The organism is Chromatiaceae bacterium (genome assembly GCA_024235395.1).
GTDB lineage: Bacteria > Pseudomonadota > Gammaproteobacteria > Chromatiales > Chromatiaceae > Thiosocius.
The window spans coordinates 509,716-527,437 of sequence record JACKMK010000003.1 but is presented as its reverse complement, the minus strand read 5'-3'; the positions used below and the strand labels follow the sequence as shown (position 1 = coordinate 527,437).

18 protein-coding genes are annotated in these 17,722 nt (G+C 65.4%); 7 read left to right on the top strand and 11 right to left on the bottom strand.

Annotation, left to right across the window (positions count from 1 at the left end):
* Nucleotides 1-202: 202 nt before the first annotated feature.
* From H6955_15750 to tpx, 6 genes are all read right to left on the bottom strand, one after another.
* A complete protein-coding gene (locus tag H6955_15750; GenBank protein ID MCP5315012.1) occupies nt 203-1,423 on the bottom strand; it encodes an MFS transporter in 1,221 nt (406 codons plus the stop codon).
* Between the two features lie 44 nt (nt 1,424-1,467).
* Complete coding sequence (locus H6955_15745; protein MCP5315011.1) at nt 1,468-1,884, bottom strand: winged helix-turn-helix transcriptional regulator; 417 nt, start codon at nt 1,882-1,884, stop codon at nt 1,468-1,470.
* A 74-nt stretch (nt 1,885-1,958) separates the two neighbouring features.
* Complete coding sequence (locus tag H6955_15740; GenBank protein ID MCP5315010.1) at nt 1,959-2,408, bottom strand: YiiD C-terminal domain-containing protein; 450 nt, start codon at nt 2,406-2,408, stop codon at nt 1,959-1,961.
* Complete coding sequence (locus H6955_15735; protein MCP5315009.1) at nt 2,405-3,922, bottom strand: malonyl-CoA synthase; 1,518 nt, start codon at nt 3,920-3,922, stop codon at nt 2,405-2,407. The genes H6955_15740 and H6955_15735 overlap by 4 nt, the downstream gene beginning before the upstream one ends.
* Before the next feature lie 6 nt (nt 3,923-3,928).
* Nucleotides 3,929-4,726, bottom strand: a complete 798-nt coding sequence (locus H6955_15730; protein MCP5315008.1) for a sulfite exporter TauE/SafE family protein — start codon at nt 4,724-4,726, stop codon at nt 3,929-3,931.
* Nucleotides 4,727-4,755: 29 nt separating this feature from the next.
* Nucleotides 4,756-5,253 (bottom strand): thiol peroxidase, encoded by a 498-nt coding sequence (gene tpx, locus H6955_15725; protein ID MCP5315007.1) that lies wholly within the window; start codon nt 5,251-5,253, stop codon nt 4,756-4,758.
* 188 nt (nt 5,254-5,441) lie between these two features.
* Between tpx and H6955_15720 the strand changes: the two genes are divergently transcribed.
* From H6955_15720 to H6955_15690, 7 genes are all read left to right on the top strand, one after another.
* Nucleotides 5,442-6,941 carry a CoA-acylating methylmalonate-semialdehyde dehydrogenase gene (locus H6955_15720; protein MCP5315006.1) on the top strand — a complete coding sequence of 500 codons (1,500 nt, stop codon included), beginning with the start codon at nt 5,442-5,444 and terminating at the stop codon, nt 6,939-6,941.
* A gap of 10 nt (nt 6,942-6,951) precedes the next feature.
* Complete coding sequence (locus tag H6955_15715) at nt 6,952-7,353, top strand: OsmC family protein (protein ID MCP5315005.1); 402 nt, start codon at nt 6,952-6,954, stop codon at nt 7,351-7,353.
* A gap of 433 nt (nt 7,354-7,786) precedes the next feature.
* The gene (locus H6955_15710; protein MCP5315004.1) at nt 7,787-8,980 is read left to right on the top strand and encodes a TRAP transporter substrate-binding protein; all 1,194 of its coding nucleotides are present in this window, start codon (nt 7,787-7,789) and stop codon (nt 8,978-8,980) included.
* Nucleotides 8,981-9,076: 96 nt separating this feature from the next.
* Nucleotides 9,077-9,733 carry a TRAP transporter small permease subunit gene (locus H6955_15705; protein MCP5315003.1) on the top strand — a complete coding sequence of 219 codons (657 nt, stop codon included), beginning with the start codon at nt 9,077-9,079 and terminating at the stop codon, nt 9,731-9,733.
* Between the two features lie 3 nt (nt 9,734-9,736).
* Nucleotides 9,737-11,161 carry a TRAP transporter large permease subunit gene (locus H6955_15700; GenBank protein MCP5315002.1) on the top strand — a complete coding sequence of 475 codons (1,425 nt, stop codon included), beginning with the start codon at nt 9,737-9,739 and terminating at the stop codon, nt 11,159-11,161.
* Between the two features lie 19 nt (nt 11,162-11,180).
* Complete coding sequence (locus H6955_15695) at nt 11,181-12,518, top strand: amidase (GenBank protein MCP5315001.1); 1,338 nt, start codon at nt 11,181-11,183, stop codon at nt 12,516-12,518.
* A gap of 26 nt (nt 12,519-12,544) precedes the next feature.
* The gene (locus H6955_15690) at nt 12,545-12,727 is read left to right on the top strand and encodes a hypothetical protein (protein MCP5315000.1); all 183 of its coding nucleotides are present in this window, start codon (nt 12,545-12,547) and stop codon (nt 12,725-12,727) included.
* Between the two features lie 10 nt (nt 12,728-12,737).
* Here H6955_15690 and H6955_15685 read toward each other — a convergent pair whose 3' ends face one another.
* The 5 genes from H6955_15685 to H6955_15665 are packed head-to-tail and all read right to left on the bottom strand — an operon-like array spanning nt 12,738 to nt 17,684.
* Complete coding sequence (locus tag H6955_15685; GenBank protein ID MCP5314999.1) at nt 12,738-13,703, bottom strand: D-glycerate dehydrogenase; 966 nt, start codon at nt 13,701-13,703, stop codon at nt 12,738-12,740.
* Nucleotides 13,704-13,745: 42 nt separating this feature from the next.
* Nucleotides 13,746-15,044 carry a hypothetical protein gene (locus H6955_15680; protein MCP5314998.1) on the bottom strand — a complete coding sequence of 433 codons (1,299 nt, stop codon included), beginning with the start codon at nt 15,042-15,044 and terminating at the stop codon, nt 13,746-13,748.
* Nucleotides 15,045-15,050: 6 nt separating this feature from the next.
* On the bottom strand, nt 15,051-15,608 hold the full coding sequence (locus H6955_15675; protein ID MCP5314997.1) for a DJ-1/PfpI family protein: 558 nt from the start codon (nt 15,606-15,608) through the stop codon (nt 15,051-15,053).
* Entirely contained in the window at nt 15,554-16,375 is an 822-nt protein-coding gene (locus H6955_15670) for a divergent polysaccharide deacetylase family protein (protein ID MCP5314996.1), read from the bottom strand. Before H6955_15670 ends, H6955_15675 begins: the two co-directional genes overlap by 55 nt.
* Nucleotides 16,362-17,684, bottom strand: coding sequence for a S41 family peptidase (locus tag H6955_15665; protein ID MCP5314995.1), 1,323 nt, complete (start codon nt 17,682-17,684; stop codon nt 16,362-16,364). The genes H6955_15670 and H6955_15665 overlap by 14 nt, the downstream gene beginning before the upstream one ends.
* Nucleotides 17,685-17,722 lie beyond the last annotated feature (38 nt).

Here is a 17,722-nt window from a genome sequence, read left to right as displayed (position 1 = left end):
CGGTCACCGGAATTCCCGTTGGACAGCCGGGCGCGGCAAAGATGCGGCGGCGGTACACCGAGACCCGCGGCGGCGACCGTTCAGAGACACGCCGGAAAGCCGCGCTGGACCAGGCCGAGCACGCCGTGCGAGGTGTAGTGCGCGAGTACGAATCCGAGCAACAGGCCGGTCGCTATCCAGGCAAGGTACGCGAGGTAGCGTCTCATGACGCCTCCGGTGGCACCTGCAACCCGGCGATGCGCGGTACCGGTCGCTCCCTGATCGGCAGGTTGAGCACCGCGGCGACCGCGCTCAATCCCATCGCCATCAGCCACACCGCGGTGTAGCTGCCGGCCAGGTCGTACAGGTAGCCGCCGAGCCAACCACCGAGAAAGGCGCCGAGCTGGTGGAACAGGAACACCAGGCCGGCGAGCATCGACAGGTTGCCGACCCCGAACAGCGTTGCAACGGTGCCGTTGGTCAAGGGCACTGTACTCAACCACAACAGACCCATCGCGACCGCAAACCCATAGGCGCTCCAGACCGACAGCGGCAACACCAGGAAGATCCCGATCACCAGCAGACGCGCCGCATAGATGCCGGCAAGCAACAGCGGCTTGGCGGTACGCGCCCCCCACACGCCGGCGACATAGGAGCCGACGATGTTGAACAGGCCGATCAGCGCCAGCGCCATGGCCCCGGCGGTACTCGGCAGACCGCCGTCACTGAGGTACGCCGGCAGGTGCACGCCGATGAACACCACCTGGAATCCACATACGAAGAAACCGAACGACAGCAGGCGGAACCCGCGATGGCGCAATGCCTCGCCGAGCACGCTGCGCGCGTCCCGTGCGCCCGCCCCCTGTCCGACGCCGGGCTCGACCAGCGCACTCGACAGCGGCACCATCAGCAGCGCCAGGGCGGCGAACAGCAGCAGCGCATCACTCCAGCCGACCCCGGCGATCAACAGATCACCGGCCGGCAGCAGCACGAACTGGCCGAGCGAGCCGGCGGCCATCGCGACCCCCATCGCCCAGCTGCGGCGCTCCGGCGCGACACTGCGGCCGACCACGCCGAACACCACCGGGTAAGCGGTGCCGCTGAGCCCCAGGCCGATCACCAGCCCGGCACTGAACAGCAGACCCCACTCGGTGTGGGCCTGGCTCATCAGGTAGAGCCCGAGCCCGTACAACAGTGCACCGCCGAACACCACGCGACCTGCACCGTGACGGTCGGCGAGGTGGCCCGCGATCGGCTGGGTCAGGCCCCAGACCAGGTTCTGCACCGCCAGCGCCAGTCCAAAGGCCCCTCGCCCCCAGCCGAGTTCGGCGGACATCGGCCACAGAAACAGACCAAACGCATGCCGTACCCCGAGCGAGAGGCTCAGCACGGTGGCGGCGCATAACAGCACGATCGCCGGTGAGCGCCAGGTTGCATGCTGCATGTCTCTCCTCGATGCGCGTATATACCCGCGTTAGGGTGAAAAGATCACGGCGGGCTGTCGATCAGTTCTTCCAGCAGCGTTGTCAGCTGCTCGACGTGCCCTTCACCCAGCAATCCTGCGACTTTCTTCTGCGCGGCCTCCCATTGCGGTATCGCGCGATCGAGTGCGCGCATGCCCTGGCGACTCAGGCGTACCAGCCGGGTACGGCTGTCGCGACCCGGGAGAAACACAACCAAACCCGCCTTCTCCAGCGGGCGCAGGTTGCGGCCGAGGGTGCTGCGCTCCAGACCTGTCGCCTCGGCCAGCGTGGTGATGTATGGCTCGTCGAGGCGCGAGATCGTGCGCAGCAGCGAGAACTGCGTCACCGTGAGTCCGGTTGCGGCCAGCGCCTCGTCGTAGAGCCGAGTCACCGCGTGCGCCGCGCGTCGCAGCCGGGTGCAATGGCAGGTCGTGCTCAACATAGTCTGTAGCATATACCCGCTTTTTGCGCCTGCAAATCCAGGCGCAGGCGATCGATGCGGGATCGCATGGCGGCCTACGGCGGCGGCTCGGCCAGCCGCGCGTGCATCTGCGCCTCGATGACCGCCGCCGGCCCATCACCGACCCGGACCTCGAGGGCGAGCCGCGCACGTCCCGCCCCCGCCAGATGCTCGGTGAACGCGTGCGCCGCGTCCACGTCGACCGCGCAGCGGCAACGGATATCTTCGCGCACCGGCCTGCGGTAGCGAATAGTCGCCGCTGCAACCACCAGTTCCGCATCCAGACCGGCGCGCGCGATCAGGTGCGCGCTCAGCGCCCACGCGGTCAGTATGCCGAGTGCATAGAGGCTGCCGGCGAATCCGGTACCGTGCACATTGACGTTCGGCGCGAGCGGCGCCTCGACGGTGATCGCGGTCGCGTCGAGGTGCGTGATGCAGTACCCCATCGCATCGCTCATCGGGATCCCGCGCAGGATCTTCGCCTGCAGGTCCGCGACATCGCTCACGCAAAGGTGTCCTTGTAGGTCGCGCGCAGCACGTTTTTCTGCACCTTGCCCATGGTGTTGCGTGGCAGCTCGTCGACGATGTACACGCGTTTCGGTTGCTTGAACCGCGCCAGCCGGTCAGCCAGCGCATCGACCACGGCCTGCTCCGACAGCACGGCGCTGCCGTCCGGTACCACGACCGCGGTCACGCCTTCACCGAAGTCCGGATGCGGTACACCGATCACCGCGGATTCCTTGACGCCGGGCAGCTCGTCGAGCTGCGCCTCGATCTCCTTGGGGTAGACATTGAAGCCGCCCGAGATGATCAGGTCCTTCGCGCGGCCGACGATGGTCACTCGGCCGTCCGCGTCCATGACCGCGATGTCGCCGGTGATGAACCACCCGTCGGGCCGGAACTCTTCGGCAGTCTTTTCGGGCATCTGCCAGTATCCCCTGAACACGTTGGGCCCGGAGATCTCGAGCACCCCGGCCTCACCGTGCGGCAGCTCGACGCCCTGCTCGTCGACCACCCGGGCGTCGATCCCGGGGAGCGCGAAGCCGACCGTACCGGCGACCCGTTCGCCGTCGTAGGGATTGGAGGTGATCATGCCGGCCTCGGTCATGCCGTAGCGTTCCAGGATCCTGTGCCCGGTTCGGGCCTCGAACGCGCGATGGGTGTCGGCGAGCAGCGGTGCCGAACCGGAGATGAACAGGCGCATGTTGCGGCACGCCTCGCGGTTCAGGCCCGGGTGATCGAGCAGGCGTGTGTAGAACGTCGGCACACCCATCATCACACTGCACCTCGGCAACCGCTCAATGATGCCGTCGGCGTCGAAACGCCGCATGAACAGGACCCGCGAACCGCCGAGCAATGCGCAATGCAGCGCGACGAACAGACCGTGCACATGGAAGATCGGCAATGCGTGCAGCAACACATCTTGATGCTGCCAATGCCAGTAGTGGTACAGCACCTGCGCATTCGACGCCAGGTTCGCGTGGCTCAGCATCGCGCCCTTGGAACGGCCCGTGGTCCCCGAGGTGTACAGGATCGCCGCCAGTTCATCAGGCTCGACCTCCACCACACTGTCGTTTGCCGGAAGCTTTGCCTGGGCGGCCAGCAGGTCGCCGTCTCCGTCCGCGCCAAGGGTCAACACCTCGTGCACCCCGCAGTCGCGCGCGACCTCGCGCAGTGCGCCGTGTTTCCCGGGTGTGCACACGAACAGGCGCGGTGTCGCATCGTTGAGAAAGTAGGCAATCTCGCTCGCGGTATACGCGGTGTTCAGCGGGATATAGATCGCGCCGGCACGCAGGCACGCGAGATACAACAGCACCGCCTCGATCGACTTTTCCACCTGCACGACGACGCGGTCGCCTTTCTCCACCCCGCGCCGCAACAACAGCTCGTGCATGCGGCCACTGCGTGCATCGATCTCGTCGTAGCGCAATTGACGGCCGTTGCCGGCATCCAGGAACAGGGCGTCGGCGTCTCGGGGGAATCGGTCGCGGAACAGCGCGTAAAGGTTGGCGTTACTCATCGCGGGTCAGATCCTTGAAAGCAGGTTGTAGGCCATGCGGCTGGCCAGCAGGAACAGGAACAGGGCAAACAGGCGGCGCAGCAACTGGTCCGGCAGTCGATGCGCAAGGGTTGCACCCAGGGGCGCAAACAGGAGGCTGGCGGCGACCACGCCACCGAACACCGGCAGGTTGACGTAACCGAGACTGGCCGGGGGTATCCCGGCCTCGTCCAGACCGCCGACGATGTAGCCCAGCGTGGCGCTGACGGCCAACGGCAGACCGACCGCGGCCGCGGTGGCGATCGCCCGCTTGACCGGCACCCCGCAATAGCTCAGGAACGGCACATGCATCGCGCCGCCGCCTATCCCCATCAATGCCGAGATGACACCGACCGTGACCGAGGTCGCGGCGAGACCTCGGTCCCCCGGCAGGCCGCGGTGAGCGGACACGCGCGCCATCGCCATCTGCGCAGACACTGCGAACAGGAACACGATGAACGCGATGTACAAGGCATCGCCGGGGATGATGTCGGCCAACCAGGCACCGATCAGGGAGCCGACGAACACCGCAGGCCCCATGACCCGGAACAGCCGCCACTCGACCGCGCCCTTGCGGTGATGGGTATAGACACTGGTCATCGCGGTCACCACGATCGTCGCCAGCGAGGTCCCCAAGGCCATCTTGATCGCCAGGCCATGCTGCATGCCGTTGCCCTCGAACAGCAGGGTGACGATCGGCACGATGATCACGCCGCCGCCGATGCCGAGCAGGCCGGCCAGGGTACCTGCGACGGCACCGGAGAGTAACAACATCGGCAGATCCATCAGCGTTTACCCGGCGCGATCCGATGCCGTCAGAGTGCCGCCGCCACCGCGTCGTAGTCCGGCTCCTGGGCGATCTCGGGCACCAGCTCACGATGGAGCACGGCGCCGTTCTCGTCGATCACCACCACCGCGCGCGCGAGCAGTCCACCGAGGCGCCCCTCCGCCATGTACACGCCATAGTCTCGACCGAATTCGGGCGCACGATAGACCGACGCCGTCTCGACATGATCGATGCCCTCGGCGCCACAGAAGCGGCTCAGCGCGAACGGCAGGTCGGCGGACACGCACAGCACCTTGGTGTTGGGCATCGCGGCGACGCGTTCGTTGAACTGGCGGACCGACTTCGCACAGGTCGGCGTGTCGATGCTCGGGAAGATATTCAGCACCAGCCGCGACCCCCGATAGTCGGCGAGGCCGACCGGCGACAGGTCGCCTTTGCGCAGTGCAAAGTCCGGCGCAGGGTCACCGACCGCCGGCAAATCGCCGCTGGTCTGGACGATCTCGCCCCTCGAAGAAATCGTTGCCATGTCTCCCCCTGTCTGCGATCTAAGGCACCGACCCGATGCCTGGGGCGCGCGACATTGCGCGATGTGAAACGGGTGGGATCCGTCCGGGGCCCGCTGTCCGCAGGCAAGCGCCCGATACAACCTAAGATTAACGCTACCGGCATCGCCAGACCGCGCTGCCCGATGCACGGTAACAGCGAGGAATACCGATGATCAACACGCTGCATCACTACGTCAACGGCGCCCGGGTGGAGGGCAAGAGCGGGCGTTATGGCGACGTCTACGACCCGGCGACCGGTGCGGTCGCAGCACGCGTACCGCTGGCTTCGGCGAGCGAGACCGGTGCGGCGATCGCCGCTGCGGCGGCGGCCTTCCCCGGTTGGCGCGACACCTCTCCGCTGCGACGTGCCGCGGTGCTGTTCCGCTTCAAGGAGTTGCTCGATGCGCACAGCGACGAGATCGCCCAGCTGATCGCCGGCGAACATGGCAAGGTACTGAACGACGCGCGCGGCTCGCTGGCCCGCGGCATCGAGGTGGTCGAGTTCGCCTGCGGCGCCCCACACCTGCTGAAGGGGACCTTCTCGGAGAATGTCGGTACCCATGTCGACAGTCACTCGGTGCGCCAGCCTGTCGGCGTGTGCGCCGGGATCACGCCGTTCAATTTTCCGGCGATGGTCCCGATGTGGATGTTTCCGATGGCGATCGCGTGCGGCAACACCTTTTTGCTGAAGACCTCCGAGCGCGTGCCATCCACGGCGCTGCGCCTCGCCGAGCTGTTCAGCGAGGCCGGTCTTCCACCCGGCGTGCTGAACGTGGTCAACGGCGACAAGGAGGCGGTCGACACGCTGTTGACGCATCCCGAGGTCGCGGCGGTCAGTTTCGTCGGTTCGACAACGGTCGCCGAATACATCTACCGCACCGGCACCCAGCACGGAAAGCGCGTGCAGGCGCTGGGCGGCGCGAAGAACCACATGGTGGTGATGCCCGACGCCGATCTGGAACAGGCGACCGACGCACTGATGGGCGCGGCCTACGGATCGGCCGGGGAACGCTGCATGGCGATCTCGGTCGCAGTCGCGGTCGGCGACGACGTCGCCGATGCGCTGGTCGAGCGCCTGGCCCCGCGCGTTGCGGCGCTCAAGGTGGGCCCGGCCACCGATCCCACCTCCGAGATGGGACCGCTGGTGACCCGTGCGCACTACGACCGGGTCAGGGGCTACGTCGACCTGGGCGTCGAGGAGGGCGCCCGGCTGGTGGTCGACGGCCGTCACGTTGTGGTGCCCGGACACCCGGACGGTTTCTATCTCGGCGGCTGCCTGTTCGATGAGGTCACCGCCGGAATGCGGATCTACCAGGAAGAGATATTCGGGCCGGTGCTGGTGATCGTCCGGACGCCCGATTTCGAACACGCACTGGCGCTGGTCAACGCCCACGAGTACGGCAACGGTACCGCGATCTTCACCCGCGACGGCGACACCGCGCGCACCTTCGCATCGCGTGTCCAGGTCGGGATGGTCGGGGTGAACGTGCCGATCCCGGTGCCCATGGCATTCCACAGTTTCGGTGGCTGGAAGCGTTCGCTGTTCGGCGACGTGCACATGCACGGCATGGAGGGCGTGCACTTCTACACCAAGCTGAAGACTGTCACCTCGCGCTGGCCGACCGGGATCCGTGCGGGCGCCGACTTCCACATGCCGACGATGAAATAGGGGACCGCCGATGCCGACCATCCATGCGACTGTCACGCAATTGGATCACTCCGCCTCATTGGCGGATGTGCGCGGGCACCCGCTGACGATCGACAGACCCGAGGCCAAGGGCGGGCAGAACAAGGGGCCTATGGGTGGCGAGGCGCTGCTGATGGGGCTCGGTGGCTGCTTCATGAGCACCCTGCTGGCCGCGGCGCTGGCGCGCAACGTCACACTGCGTGACACCAAGGTAGACATCGAGGGCGAGCTGGCCGATGCGCCGCCCCGCTATGCGGCGATCCGCATGCGGATCAGTGCACACTGCGAGCCTGCCGGGGAACTGGCCAAACTGGTGACGCTCGCCGAACGCGGCTGCATCGTCGCCAACACGCTGCGCCGGGCCGTCGAGCTGCAGATCGAATGCGCATCCTGAAGCGAGGGCGCTATCGGCGGTTCCGCGTCGCTACGGCGCGCTGGCCCGAAAAATGCGTACCGTTGCCAAACCAGGCGTCGGTGCAACCGGGGTCCATGGCACGCGCTGCGCGGCCCTGTGGCGACGGCAGCAGACACAGGGTGTCTGCCGCCTGCGCGTGGTTGCGACGATTCGGGTCTGAAAGGAGCACCTGGTGGGCTGTTTTGTCCACCCGGTAAGACTTTTCGACCCACTCTTGGCGGGGCACACCGGATGCGGTGGCCCTCGCCACCAATCGCTGCGAGCACAGGAGGCTCTGTGGTGGGCCGGCCGGCAGCCGGTCGTTGACGATGGAGAGGCCGTAGGGCGCAGGATTCGCACGACGGGCGGACAACCGGTCCGATGCACGGACCACAGCCAAAAGAAAGGTCACAGCACCCGGGACATGGGCGCGATGACACCGAAAACCGGAGGAACCGAGATGAGTGAAGACAACAAACAGACCGCTGTGAAATCTGAAGACGAACAGGTCAGCGGCCGGCGTAAGTTTCTGAAGGGGGGCCTCGCGGCCACCGCGGGTGCGGCGGCGGGCATCCTGGGTGCGCCGGCCGTGGTGACGGCGGCCGCCCCGAAGGTCATCAAGATGCAGACCTCGTGGCCCGCATCCGACATCTGGATGGATTTTGCCCGTCAGTATGTAGAACGCGTCGAAAAGATGTCTGGCGGTCGCCTGAAGATCGACCTGCTGCCGGCCGGCGCCGTAGTGGGCGCTTTCCAGGTCCTTGACGCGGTCAACGACGGGGTGCTCGACGCGGCGCATACGGTGCCGGTGTACTGGTACGGCAAGCACAAGGCCGCTTCGCTGTTCGGCACCGGGCCGGTGTTCGGCGGTAGTGCGACCACGATGCTGTCGTGGTTCTATGCCGGTGGCGGCCAGGATCTGTACCGCGAGCTGACCCAGGACATCATGGGACTGAACGTGTACGGCTTCTACGGATTCCCGATGTTCGCGCAGCCATTCGGCTGGTTCAAAAAGCCGGTTACCACCGCTGCCGAGCTGCAGGGCTTCAAATACCGGACCGTCGGCCTGGCCGCAGACCTGTTGCAGAAAATGGGTATGAGTGTCGCGCAGCTGCCCGGCGGCGAGATCGTGCCGGCGATGGAGCGCGGTGTTATCGATGCGTTCGAGTTCAACAACCCATCGTCCGACATGCGATTCGGCGCCCAGGACGTCGCGAAGTACTATTATCTCTCGTCGTATCATCAGGCGAGTGAGAGCTTCGAGTTCCTGTTCAACAAGGATTCCTTCGACGACCTCGATGACGACCTGAAGGCGATCCTGCAGTACGGCGTCGAGTCTGCCAGTACTGCGAACACCGCAATGGCAATGGACAACTACTCCAAAGACCTGAAAGCACTTCAGGAAAAGCACGGCGTCAATGTAGAACGCACCTCGAAGGACATCTTGGACGCTCAGCTCAAAGCCTGGGACCAGTTGATTCCCGACCTGGAAAAAGATCCGTTCATCAAGAAGGTGCTCGACAGTCAGCGCGCCTGGGTCGAACGCGTCGTGTTCTACGAGTTGATGAACGCGCCGGACTATGCACTGGCCTACAACCACTACTTCCCCGGCAAGCTGAAGCTCTGACCCTACCGGGCATCCCGAAACGCTGCGGCGGCATCGCACAGGTGTCGCCGCGGTTTCCCGGGTTAAGATCACCCGACGCAAACGGGGGAGATGCAGATGCTCGGCTACATCGCGTTCGCCGATCGATTGTCCGCTTGGTTCGGCAAGGCCTTCGCATGGCTGATCCTGGTGATGACTTTCGGGGTGAGTTACGAGGTGCTGGTGCGCTACGGATTCAATGCACCGACCAGCTGGGCGTTCGATCTCTCGTACATCACCTATGGCACGCTGTTCATGATGGGCGGTGCCTACACCCTGTCGCGCGGTGGTCATGTGCGCGGCGATTTTCTGTACCGCCTTTGGAAGCCACGCACCCAGGCACGCGTGGAACTGACGCTGTATTTCCTGTTTTTCTTTCCCGGCATCATCGCGCTGATCATCGCGGGCTGGAAATACGCCGAACGCTCGTGGCGCTACATGGAGGTGAGCGTCAATAGCCCGGCCGGCATCCCGATCTTCCCGTTCAAGACGGTGATCGTCGCTGCCGGAGCACTGCTGTTTGTACAGGGCATAGCCCAGGTGTTCCGCTGCATCCTCTGCATCCGCACCGGCGAATGGTTGATCGCGGCCGAGGACGTCGAAGAGACCGAGATCCAGCTGGCACGCGAGTCCGGCGTCCAACCGGGCCATTTCGCGTCCTCGGCGGCCCGCGAGGATGGCGTCGGACTGCGCGAAGAGTACAAGAACGAAATCGACGACCAGGAGCGCAGCTGAACCATGTCTGACCCAATCGTTGCGCTGGCGATGCTCGGGATCTTCCTGTTCATCATCCTGCTAGGTTTCCCGATTGCGTTCACGCTGATGGCGATGGGCATCGGGTTCGGTTACTACGCCTATTTCGATCCCGACCGGATGTGGCGCGCCTACAACCGGGCGATCGATCAGGGCGACCCCGGCCAGTGGGACCGTATTCAGCTCTGGATCGATGGCCTGTTCAACAATCGCATCTTCGACCTGTTCGTCAACCAGACGTATTCGGTCATGTCCAACGACGTGCTCACGGCGGTGCCGTTGTTCCTGTTCATGGGTTACATCGTCGAACGCGCCAACATCGTCGCAAGGCTGTTCCACACCCTGAACATCGCTGCACGCCGTATTCCCGGATCCATGGCGGTGGCCGCACTGATCACGTGCACCCTTTTCGCCACTGCGACCGGCATCGTCGGCGCAGTCGTCACGCTGATGGGCCTGCTGGCGTTCCCGGCGATGCTCAAGGCACGCTACGACACCAGCCTTGCGGCCGGTGTCATCTGCGCGGGAGGCACCCTCGGGATCCTGATCCCGCCGTCGATCATGTTGATCGTGTACGCGGCGGCATCCGGCGTCTCGATCGTAAAACTGTATGCCGGCGCGCTGTTTCCCGGGCTGCTGCTGGCTGGTCTGTACATGATCTACGTCGTCACGCGATCAATGATGCAGCCGAGCCTGGCTCCGAAGCCGACCCGGGAAGAGATCGGCGACATCACCACCGCGCAGATCGTCGTTCAGCTGCTGACGTCATTCTTCCCCCTCGCGTTCCTGATCCTGGCGGTTCTTGGCGCCATCCTGTTCGGCCTCGCCACGCCGTCCGAAGCGGCCGCGGTCGGCGCCCTTGGCGGCCTGCTTCTGACCTTCATCTACCGCGCCTTTACCTGGCAGCGCCTCCGCGAATCCGTGTACCTGACCGTACGCACGACCGCGATGGTGTGCTGGTTGTTCGTCGGCTCCTGGACCTTTTCGTCGGTATTCTCCTATCTCGGCGGCGAGCAGATCATCTCGGAGTTCGTGACCGGGTTGGATATCTCGCCGGTAATGTTCCTGATCATGGCGCAGATCATCATCTTCCTGCTCGGCTGGCCGCTGGAATGGTCGGAGATCATCATCATCTTCGTGCCGATCTTCCTGCCCCTGCTGCCGCACTTCGGTATCGATCCGCTGTTCTTCGGTATCCTCGTCGCGCTCAACCTGCAGACCTCGTTCCTGACGCCGCCGATGGCGATGTCGGCCTACTACCTGAAAGGCATCGCGCCGCCGCACGTGCAGCTCAACCAGATCTTCAAGGGCAACTATCCCTACCTGGCAATGGTGCTGTTCGCGATGGTGATCCTTTACAACTTCCCAGCGATCACCTTCTGGCTGCCGGACCAGGTCTATGGCCGTTGAACCCTACATCACCGGGAACATGTCACGCGATGCCGCCGACCTGAGTGCATTGGAGGCGCGCGAGCACATCGCTGCAGGCACCCTCAGCGCAGTCGACCTGACCACCGCCTGCCTGCAGCGGATTGCCGCACAGGAAGAGCGCATCGGTGCCTGGTCCTCGCTCGACCGACAGTTTGCACTGGCACAGGCGCGTGCGCTGGACGCCCACCGGCAGTCCGGACGTCCGCTGGGTCCGTTGCACGGCCTGCCGATCGGCATCAAGGACATTGTCGATACGCGCGACCTGCCCACCGAGAACGGCAATGCTCTCGACAGCGGGCGGCGGCCGGAGACCGATGCGGCGGTGGTCGCACGCCTGCGGGCCGCCGGTGCGGTGATCCTCGGCAAGACCGCCACCACCGAGTGCGCCTACCTGGCGCCCACGAAGACACGCAACCCACACAACCCCGACCATACGCCGGGCGGCTCGTCTTCGGGCTCGGCCGCGGCGGTCGCAGCCGGCATGGTGCCCCTCGCTCTGGGCACCCAGACCGGCGGGTCGGTGATCCGCCCGGCCTCGTTCTGCGGTGTCGTCGGCTTCAAGCCGACGTTCGGCCTGATCCCGCGCACCGGCGTGCTGCGGACCTCACGCCGGCTCGACACGCTGGGGACCTTCGGTCGAACGATCGAGGACGCGACCCTGCTCGCCGACGTGTTGACCGGCCACGACGCCGGCGACCCCGATACCCGACCTGCGGCGGCGCCGCGGCTCCTCGACACGGCGCTCAGCAAACCGCCGGTCACGCCGCAGCTCGCGTTCTTGAAGACGCCGGCCTGGCCGTCCATCGATGCCGACTGTGCCGAGGGTTTTGGCGAACTGGTCGCCGCCCTGGGCGACCGCTGCGACGAGGTCGAACTACCACGCATCTTCGCCGAGGGCGCCAGCGCGCACCGGCGTGTGATGCTCGCCGAGATGGCACACAACCTGCGGCCCTACTACGATCGGGGCCACGACCGGCTGGCCGAGCAGACGCGCAGCGCCATCGAGGAAGGACGCGCGATCAGCGCCACCGACTACCTGGCCGCGCTGGATTGGCGCGATACGCTGTACGCCGGCCTCGGGGAGATCTTCGAACGCTACGACGCGATCGTCACACCGGCGGCCCGCGGCGAGGCGCCGGCCGGGCTGCACAGTACCGGAGACGCGGCATTCAACGTGCTCTGGTCCTTCACCGGCGTCCCGGCCGTGACGCTGCCGTTGCTGACCGGCGCAAACGGGCTGCCAATCGGCGTGCAACTGGTCGGCCCGCGCCACGACGATGGGCGCCTGCTGCGCACCGCGCGTTGGCTGGTAGAGACGATTGCCGCCGGCGACTGACGCGATAAGACAAGCGAGGACGAACGATGACCGACAAGATCATGGCGATAGCGGCGCTGGCGACGATGATCGCGTTCCTCGGCGTGGTCGCGTGGTTCGTGCCCGAACCCGATCTGATCGGGGTGATCGTGTTCGTTTCGCTGCTCGCGGTGTACGATTTCTGGCACACACTGCGTGACCCGGGCCGCAAGGGCCGCCCGAACGCCTGACTGCCGGCGGTCAGTTCAGGCGGTCGCGTGGTTCGCGACCGGCCATGATCGCATCGAGATTGTCCAACGCCCGAAATCCCATTGCATCACGCGTCTCGCGGGTCGCGCTGCCGATGTGCGGCAACAGAAAGGCGTTGTCGAGGGTACGGTAACGCGGATCGATATGCGGCTCGTCGTTGAACACGTCGAGGCCGGCCGCGAACAGCTTGCCTGACTGCAATGCAGCGATCAGCGCGTCGTCATCGACGACAGCACCGCGGGCGGTGTTGACCACGACGGCATCATCCGGCAGCAGCGCGATCGTCTGTGCATTCAGCAGATGGCGTGTCTCGGGTGTCGCGGGACAGTGGATCGAAAGAACCTCGCTGTTTGCCAGCAGGTCTTTCAACTCGGCGTGAAACAGCGCACCCTGCTCGAGATCGGGACTGATCCGGTGCCGGTTGTAATAGTGGATCTGCATGTCGAAACCGCGCGCGCGCCGCGCCACGACCTGGCCCACTCTGCCCATGCCGATGATGCCCAGGCGTTTGCCGCTGATCTCGATACCGAGCTGGCCGATCGCGCTCCAGTCGCGCCAGGTGTCGTCACGCAGCATGCGTGCGCCTTCGTGGGCACGACGGGCGGCCGCAAGCATCAGAAGGACAGCGATCTCGGCAGTGGCGCTGCTCAACACATCGGGCGTATTGGTGACCACGATGCCGCGAGCACGCGCCGCCGCCAGATCGATGTGGTCATAGCCGACCGAGAAGCTGCATATCGCCCGCACGCTGGGCGGCAGCTCCGCAATCAGCCGCGCGTCCAGTCTTTCGGTGTGGCACGGAATGATCGCGTCCATCCCGCCTGCCAGTTCGAGCAGGCGCGCCCCTGAATAGACCTCATCGTCGATATTCAACAGGGCGTCGTAGTCGCGCCGCAGCCTGTCTTCTACGGCCTGTGGCAGGCGGCGGGTCACCAGGACCCTTGGCTTGTCTGACATCGTTGCGTTCCAGTCTGTCACAGACCCTTGGCCGGCCCGACGCTAGGGCCGTGAACCGACCTCGCGCTGAACCAGGGCCTGCATCGATTCGATCTCGTCGAGCGCCACATACACGGTGAACTTGCCGCCGTGTACGCTCTGTTCCACCTCTGCCGAACCCTCGGTGATGCGCTTCAACACGCCCTCGCGCTCCGGTTGGCCGCGCGGCTTGATCACCACAGGGTAGTTGACATAACGCGCAATGTCCCCCGGAGGTACCGGTTCGAACTCGCGTCGGACGATGATCCGCTGCGGTCGCGCGGTGGTCTCGGTCTCGCCCTCCGCAGGCCCGGCGCCGAAGAGCGCCGCCAGGCCCGCTGCATCCGGACGCTGCCAGGTGAAGCGGGTGTCGGTGATCAGTTCGCCGTTGACGGTCAGGCGCATCCCGAGTGCGTCGACCCACTGGTCGGGTGGCAGGAACAGCAGACTGAGCATGCCGACCGGCTCACTGGGCGCGGCGACCAGTTCGAACTCGCCCCAGTCGCGATAGAAGCGTCGCAGCGCGGCCTCCAGCCCGGAGCCGAGTTCTACGCCGAATAGCTCGAATTCACGCAACGCCCGGTCGGCGAGGCGCTCACTCCACGCCTCGATGGTGGCATCGGTGCCGATCGCACAGGTTTTCAACAGCTGACGACCGAACTCCGGTGCCACCCGCATGGCCATGTTCAGCCGGGCGAAGCTTGGCGGCGGCCCGTTCGGACTGCCGAGGTACTCGGCATCGACATCGGCCAGGGTCGCACCGAGTCGCACTGACTCGATGTCGTGGATGTCGAAGTTCATCGCCACGTCCAGCGAACGGTCGGCCTCGTTCAACCTGTAACTGCCGTCGAAATCCATGCTCAGTTGGCTGAACCCGATCTGGCGCAACAACTGCGGGTCCACCTGCAGGCCGTTTTCACAGGGCTGGGCACCCGTCGGAGCGGCAGCCGCAAACAGGTCGGCATCCAGCGGGACACTCAATCCAAAGACCGCGAACGACATGCTCGGCGGCGGTGCGTTCTCGCCGGGCTGCCAACGGGCGCCCTGCACGAAAAACATCGGGTCGTCGCTCGAAACACGCACCGCTTCGACGGCGATCCGGTCCTCGTAGCCCACGGGCTGCACGGTGATGCCGCTCACCGTCACGATTCCCCGTAGATCCGTACTGATGTCCGTGTAGTGAATCTCGGCCTGATCGGCGGCCGCAACGATGGCGTCGTCGACCGTGGTCTTGGCCTTGTAGTAGACGAATCCCTTCAGCGCGGCGTAGATCAGCGCAGGGACAATGACAATCCAAATCAGTCTGGTTGGGCGCATCGACATGGGTGACTATCCTCCGGGTCGCATCAGCGGCTCTTCGACCTGTTGTCGTTTAGCGGCACCCAGCAGGTGTTCTATAAGGGTCAGGGCAAAATCCATCGCCGTGCCCGGTCCGCGCGAGGTCACGACCTTGCCGTCGGTGACCACCGAATCGGCCAGCAAGCGGGAGCTTGGCGCCAGCCTGCCGTCGATCGCGCCGGGATAGGCGGTCGCACGCCGGCCGTCGAGCAGTCCGGCGCTCAGCAACACCTTGGGAGCGGCGCAGATCGCGGCCGTGTAGCGGTCCTGCTCGGCCATCCGCTGCAGCAGGGCATGGATGCGCGGGTCGGCATCGAGGTGGTCCGCGCCGGGCTGGCCACCAGGCAAGACCACCATGTCGAATTCCTGGTCTAGCACCTCGTCGAGGCTGCAATCGGGGAGCAGTACCACGCCGCGGCTCGCGGTCACCACACCGTCGCCGAGGCCGGCGGTAACCACCTCGATACCGGCGCGGCGCAACAGGTCGATGACGGTTACTGCCTCGAGTTCTTCGCAACCGTTGGCAAGGGGGACGAGGACGCGTGCCATAGCTTTGGGCTCCTGTTGAGTTCGACCAGCTGCGAAGCGGGCACCAGTTCAACGCCTTGGGCGGCCAGCGTCGGCAACTCCTCGGCGAGCGCCGCCAGGGTCTCGGGGTAGGGGTGACCGATGCCGATCGCGCTGCCGCGCTGTTTCGCCAGCGACAGCAACCGTCGGAACTGGCCCCGCACGTACTCGGTATCGGGCTCGTTGTCGAGAAACACGTCGCGCTGCGCGTGCGCCAGGCCGGCCTCCCGTGCGCTGTGCCGCGCGACGGTGCGCACGTCGGTACGGCTGTCGACGAAATACAGCCGGTTGTAACAGCTGAGGTCTTCCATCAACCAGTGCATCGCCGCCGGGTGCCGGGTCAGCAGGCTGCCCATATGATTGTTGACCCCGGCGGCATATGGCACCGTGGCCAACGCCGCGCGTACCGTGTAGCCGAAATCCTCGCGCGTCATTCCCAGCCTGAGCGCTCCCGGACCCAGCGGTCGGCCGTCGGAAGACTGCATCGGCAGGTGCAGCATCACCTCTTTGCCGGCCGCGTGCGCCGCGTGTGCCAGACGCTCGCTGTAGGGGAGCTGCGGCAGAATCGAGTAGGTCAAGGCGCCGGGCAATGCCACCGCCTGCAGACCCAGCATCCGGTTGTTGCCAAGGTCGTCGATGATGATCGCGATGCGCGCCGGCGGTTGCGCGAACACCGGCATCGCGAACAGGACGAACAGCGCCGCGATCAGGCGGCGCAGCCTGGCCGACGTGGCGTCAGGCACTGCCATCCGGGCGCAGAATCACCAGGCCCTTCAGCAGGTTGAGGGCCTCGGTCAGCGCATAGTCGGTAGCATCCTCGCCGTCCTTGTCGGCAGCGGCCTTCTTGTCGGACTTGCCGTTGTCCTGCCCATTGCCGTTCTCGCCCGGATTCACGAGGTGCCGCGCCAGATCGGCCTCCTTGATCATCGTCCGCTCTTCGCCCTTGGTCAGGCGCACGTTCTCCAGGGTGATGTCGGGGACTATCCCCTCCGCCTGGATCGAGCGCCCGTTGGGTGTGAAATAGCGCGCCGTGGTCAGCTTCACCGCGGTGCGTTCATTCACGGGGACTATGGTCTGCACCGAGCCCTTGCCAAACGTCTGCTGGCCCATGATCACCGCCCGTTTATGATCCTGCAGCGCACCCGCGACGATCTCCGATGCGGATGCGGAGCCGCCGTTGACCAGTACCACGATCGGCGCGCCGTCGAGCACGTCATCGGGTGCGGCGCGGAACTTCAGTTGCGAATCACGCACACGTCCCTCGGTGTAGACGATGGTCCCTGCGGGCAGGAACGCGTCGCTGATCGCAACCGCGGCATTCAGAATGCCGCCCGGGTTGTTACGCAAGTCGAGGACCAGGCCTTTCAGGTTCCCGCCGGCATTGCGCTTCAAGGCGCCGATCGCGGTCAGCATGTCTTCAGGCGTGCGCGCCTGGAACTGCGAGATGCGTACGTAACCGAAACCCGGCTCGAGCATCCGGTTCTTCACGCTGACCGTCTTGATCACGTCGCGCACCACGGTGATCTCGATCGGCTTGTCCTCGCCTTCTCGCACGATGGTCAGGCGGATCTTGGTGCCGGCCTTGCCGCGCATGCGCTTGACGGCGTCGTCCAGGGTCATGCCTTTGACCGGTTGATCGTCGAGCCGGATGATCAAGTCGCCGGACCGCACGCCCGCGCGCTGCGCCGGCGTATCGTCGATCGGCGCGATCACCTTGACGAAACCGTTTTCCATACCGACCTCGATGCCCAGACCACCGAACTCGCCACTGGTGCCGACCCGGATGTCCCTGTAGTCCTCTTCGTCCAGGTAGGCCGAATGCGGATCCAGGCCGCTCAGCATGCCCTCGATCGCGTACTTGAGCAGCTTGCGGTCATCGACCGGTTCCACGTAGTCGTTCTTGATGCGACCGAACACTTCGGCGAACACCCGCAGTTCGTCGAGCGGCAGGCCCGAACTGGCCTCCTTTTCCGCGGCTTCCGCCGCCTCCGCACGCAGCTGCGCACTGCAGACCACCAGACAGATCGCCGCCGAAACCGCGGCCAGGCTGTGCTTCATACTCACCTCGAGATGCGTCTCTGCCAGTGCACGACGCG

Bases quoted from the DNA above. Each gene is read 5' to 3' on its own strand.
- H6955_15750 (MCP5315012.1), bottom strand. From the start codon at position 1,423: ATGCAGCATGCAACCTGGCGCTCACCGGCGATCGTGCTGTTATGCGCC.
- H6955_15745 (MCP5315011.1), bottom strand. From the start codon at position 1,884: ATGTTGAGCACGACCTGCCATTGCACCCGGCTGCGACGCGCGGCGCAC.
- H6955_15735 (MCP5315009.1), bottom strand. From the start codon at position 3,922: ATGAGTAACGCCAACCTTTACGCGCTGTTCCGCGACCGATTCCCCCGA.
- H6955_15730 (MCP5315008.1), bottom strand. From the start codon at position 4,726: ATGGATCTGCCGATGTTGTTACTCTCCGGTGCCGTCGCAGGTACCCTG.
- tpx (MCP5315007.1), bottom strand. From the start codon at position 5,253: ATGGCAACGATTTCTTCGAGGGGCGAGATCGTCCAGACCAGCGGCGAT.
- H6955_15720 (MCP5315006.1), top strand. From the start codon at position 5,442: ATGATCAACACGCTGCATCACTACGTCAACGGCGCCCGGGTGGAGGGC.
- H6955_15715 (MCP5315005.1), top strand. From the start codon at position 6,952: ATGCCGACCATCCATGCGACTGTCACGCAATTGGATCACTCCGCCTCA.
- H6955_15710 (MCP5315004.1), top strand. From the start codon at position 7,787: ATGACACCGAAAACCGGAGGAACCGAGATGAGTGAAGACAACAAACAG.
- H6955_15705 (MCP5315003.1), top strand. From the start codon at position 9,077: ATGCTCGGCTACATCGCGTTCGCCGATCGATTGTCCGCTTGGTTCGGC.
- H6955_15700 (MCP5315002.1), top strand. From the start codon at position 9,737: ATGTCTGACCCAATCGTTGCGCTGGCGATGCTCGGGATCTTCCTGTTC.
- H6955_15695 (MCP5315001.1), top strand. From the start codon at position 11,181: ATGTCACGCGATGCCGCCGACCTGAGTGCATTGGAGGCGCGCGAGCAC.
- H6955_15690 (MCP5315000.1), top strand. From the start codon at position 12,545: ATGACCGACAAGATCATGGCGATAGCGGCGCTGGCGACGATGATCGCG.
- H6955_15685 (MCP5314999.1), bottom strand. From the start codon at position 13,703: ATGTCAGACAAGCCAAGGGTCCTGGTGACCCGCCGCCTGCCACAGGCC.
- H6955_15680 (MCP5314998.1), bottom strand. From the start codon at position 15,044: ATGTCGATGCGCCCAACCAGACTGATTTGGATTGTCATTGTCCCTGCG.
- H6955_15675 (MCP5314997.1), bottom strand. From the start codon at position 15,608: ATGGCACGCGTCCTCGTCCCCCTTGCCAACGGTTGCGAAGAACTCGAG.
- H6955_15670 (MCP5314996.1), bottom strand. From the start codon at position 16,375: ATGGCAGTGCCTGACGCCACGTCGGCCAGGCTGCGCCGCCTGATCGCG.
- H6955_15665 (MCP5314995.1), bottom strand. From the start codon at position 17,684: ATGAAGCACAGCCTGGCCGCGGTTTCGGCGGCGATCTGTCTGGTGGTC.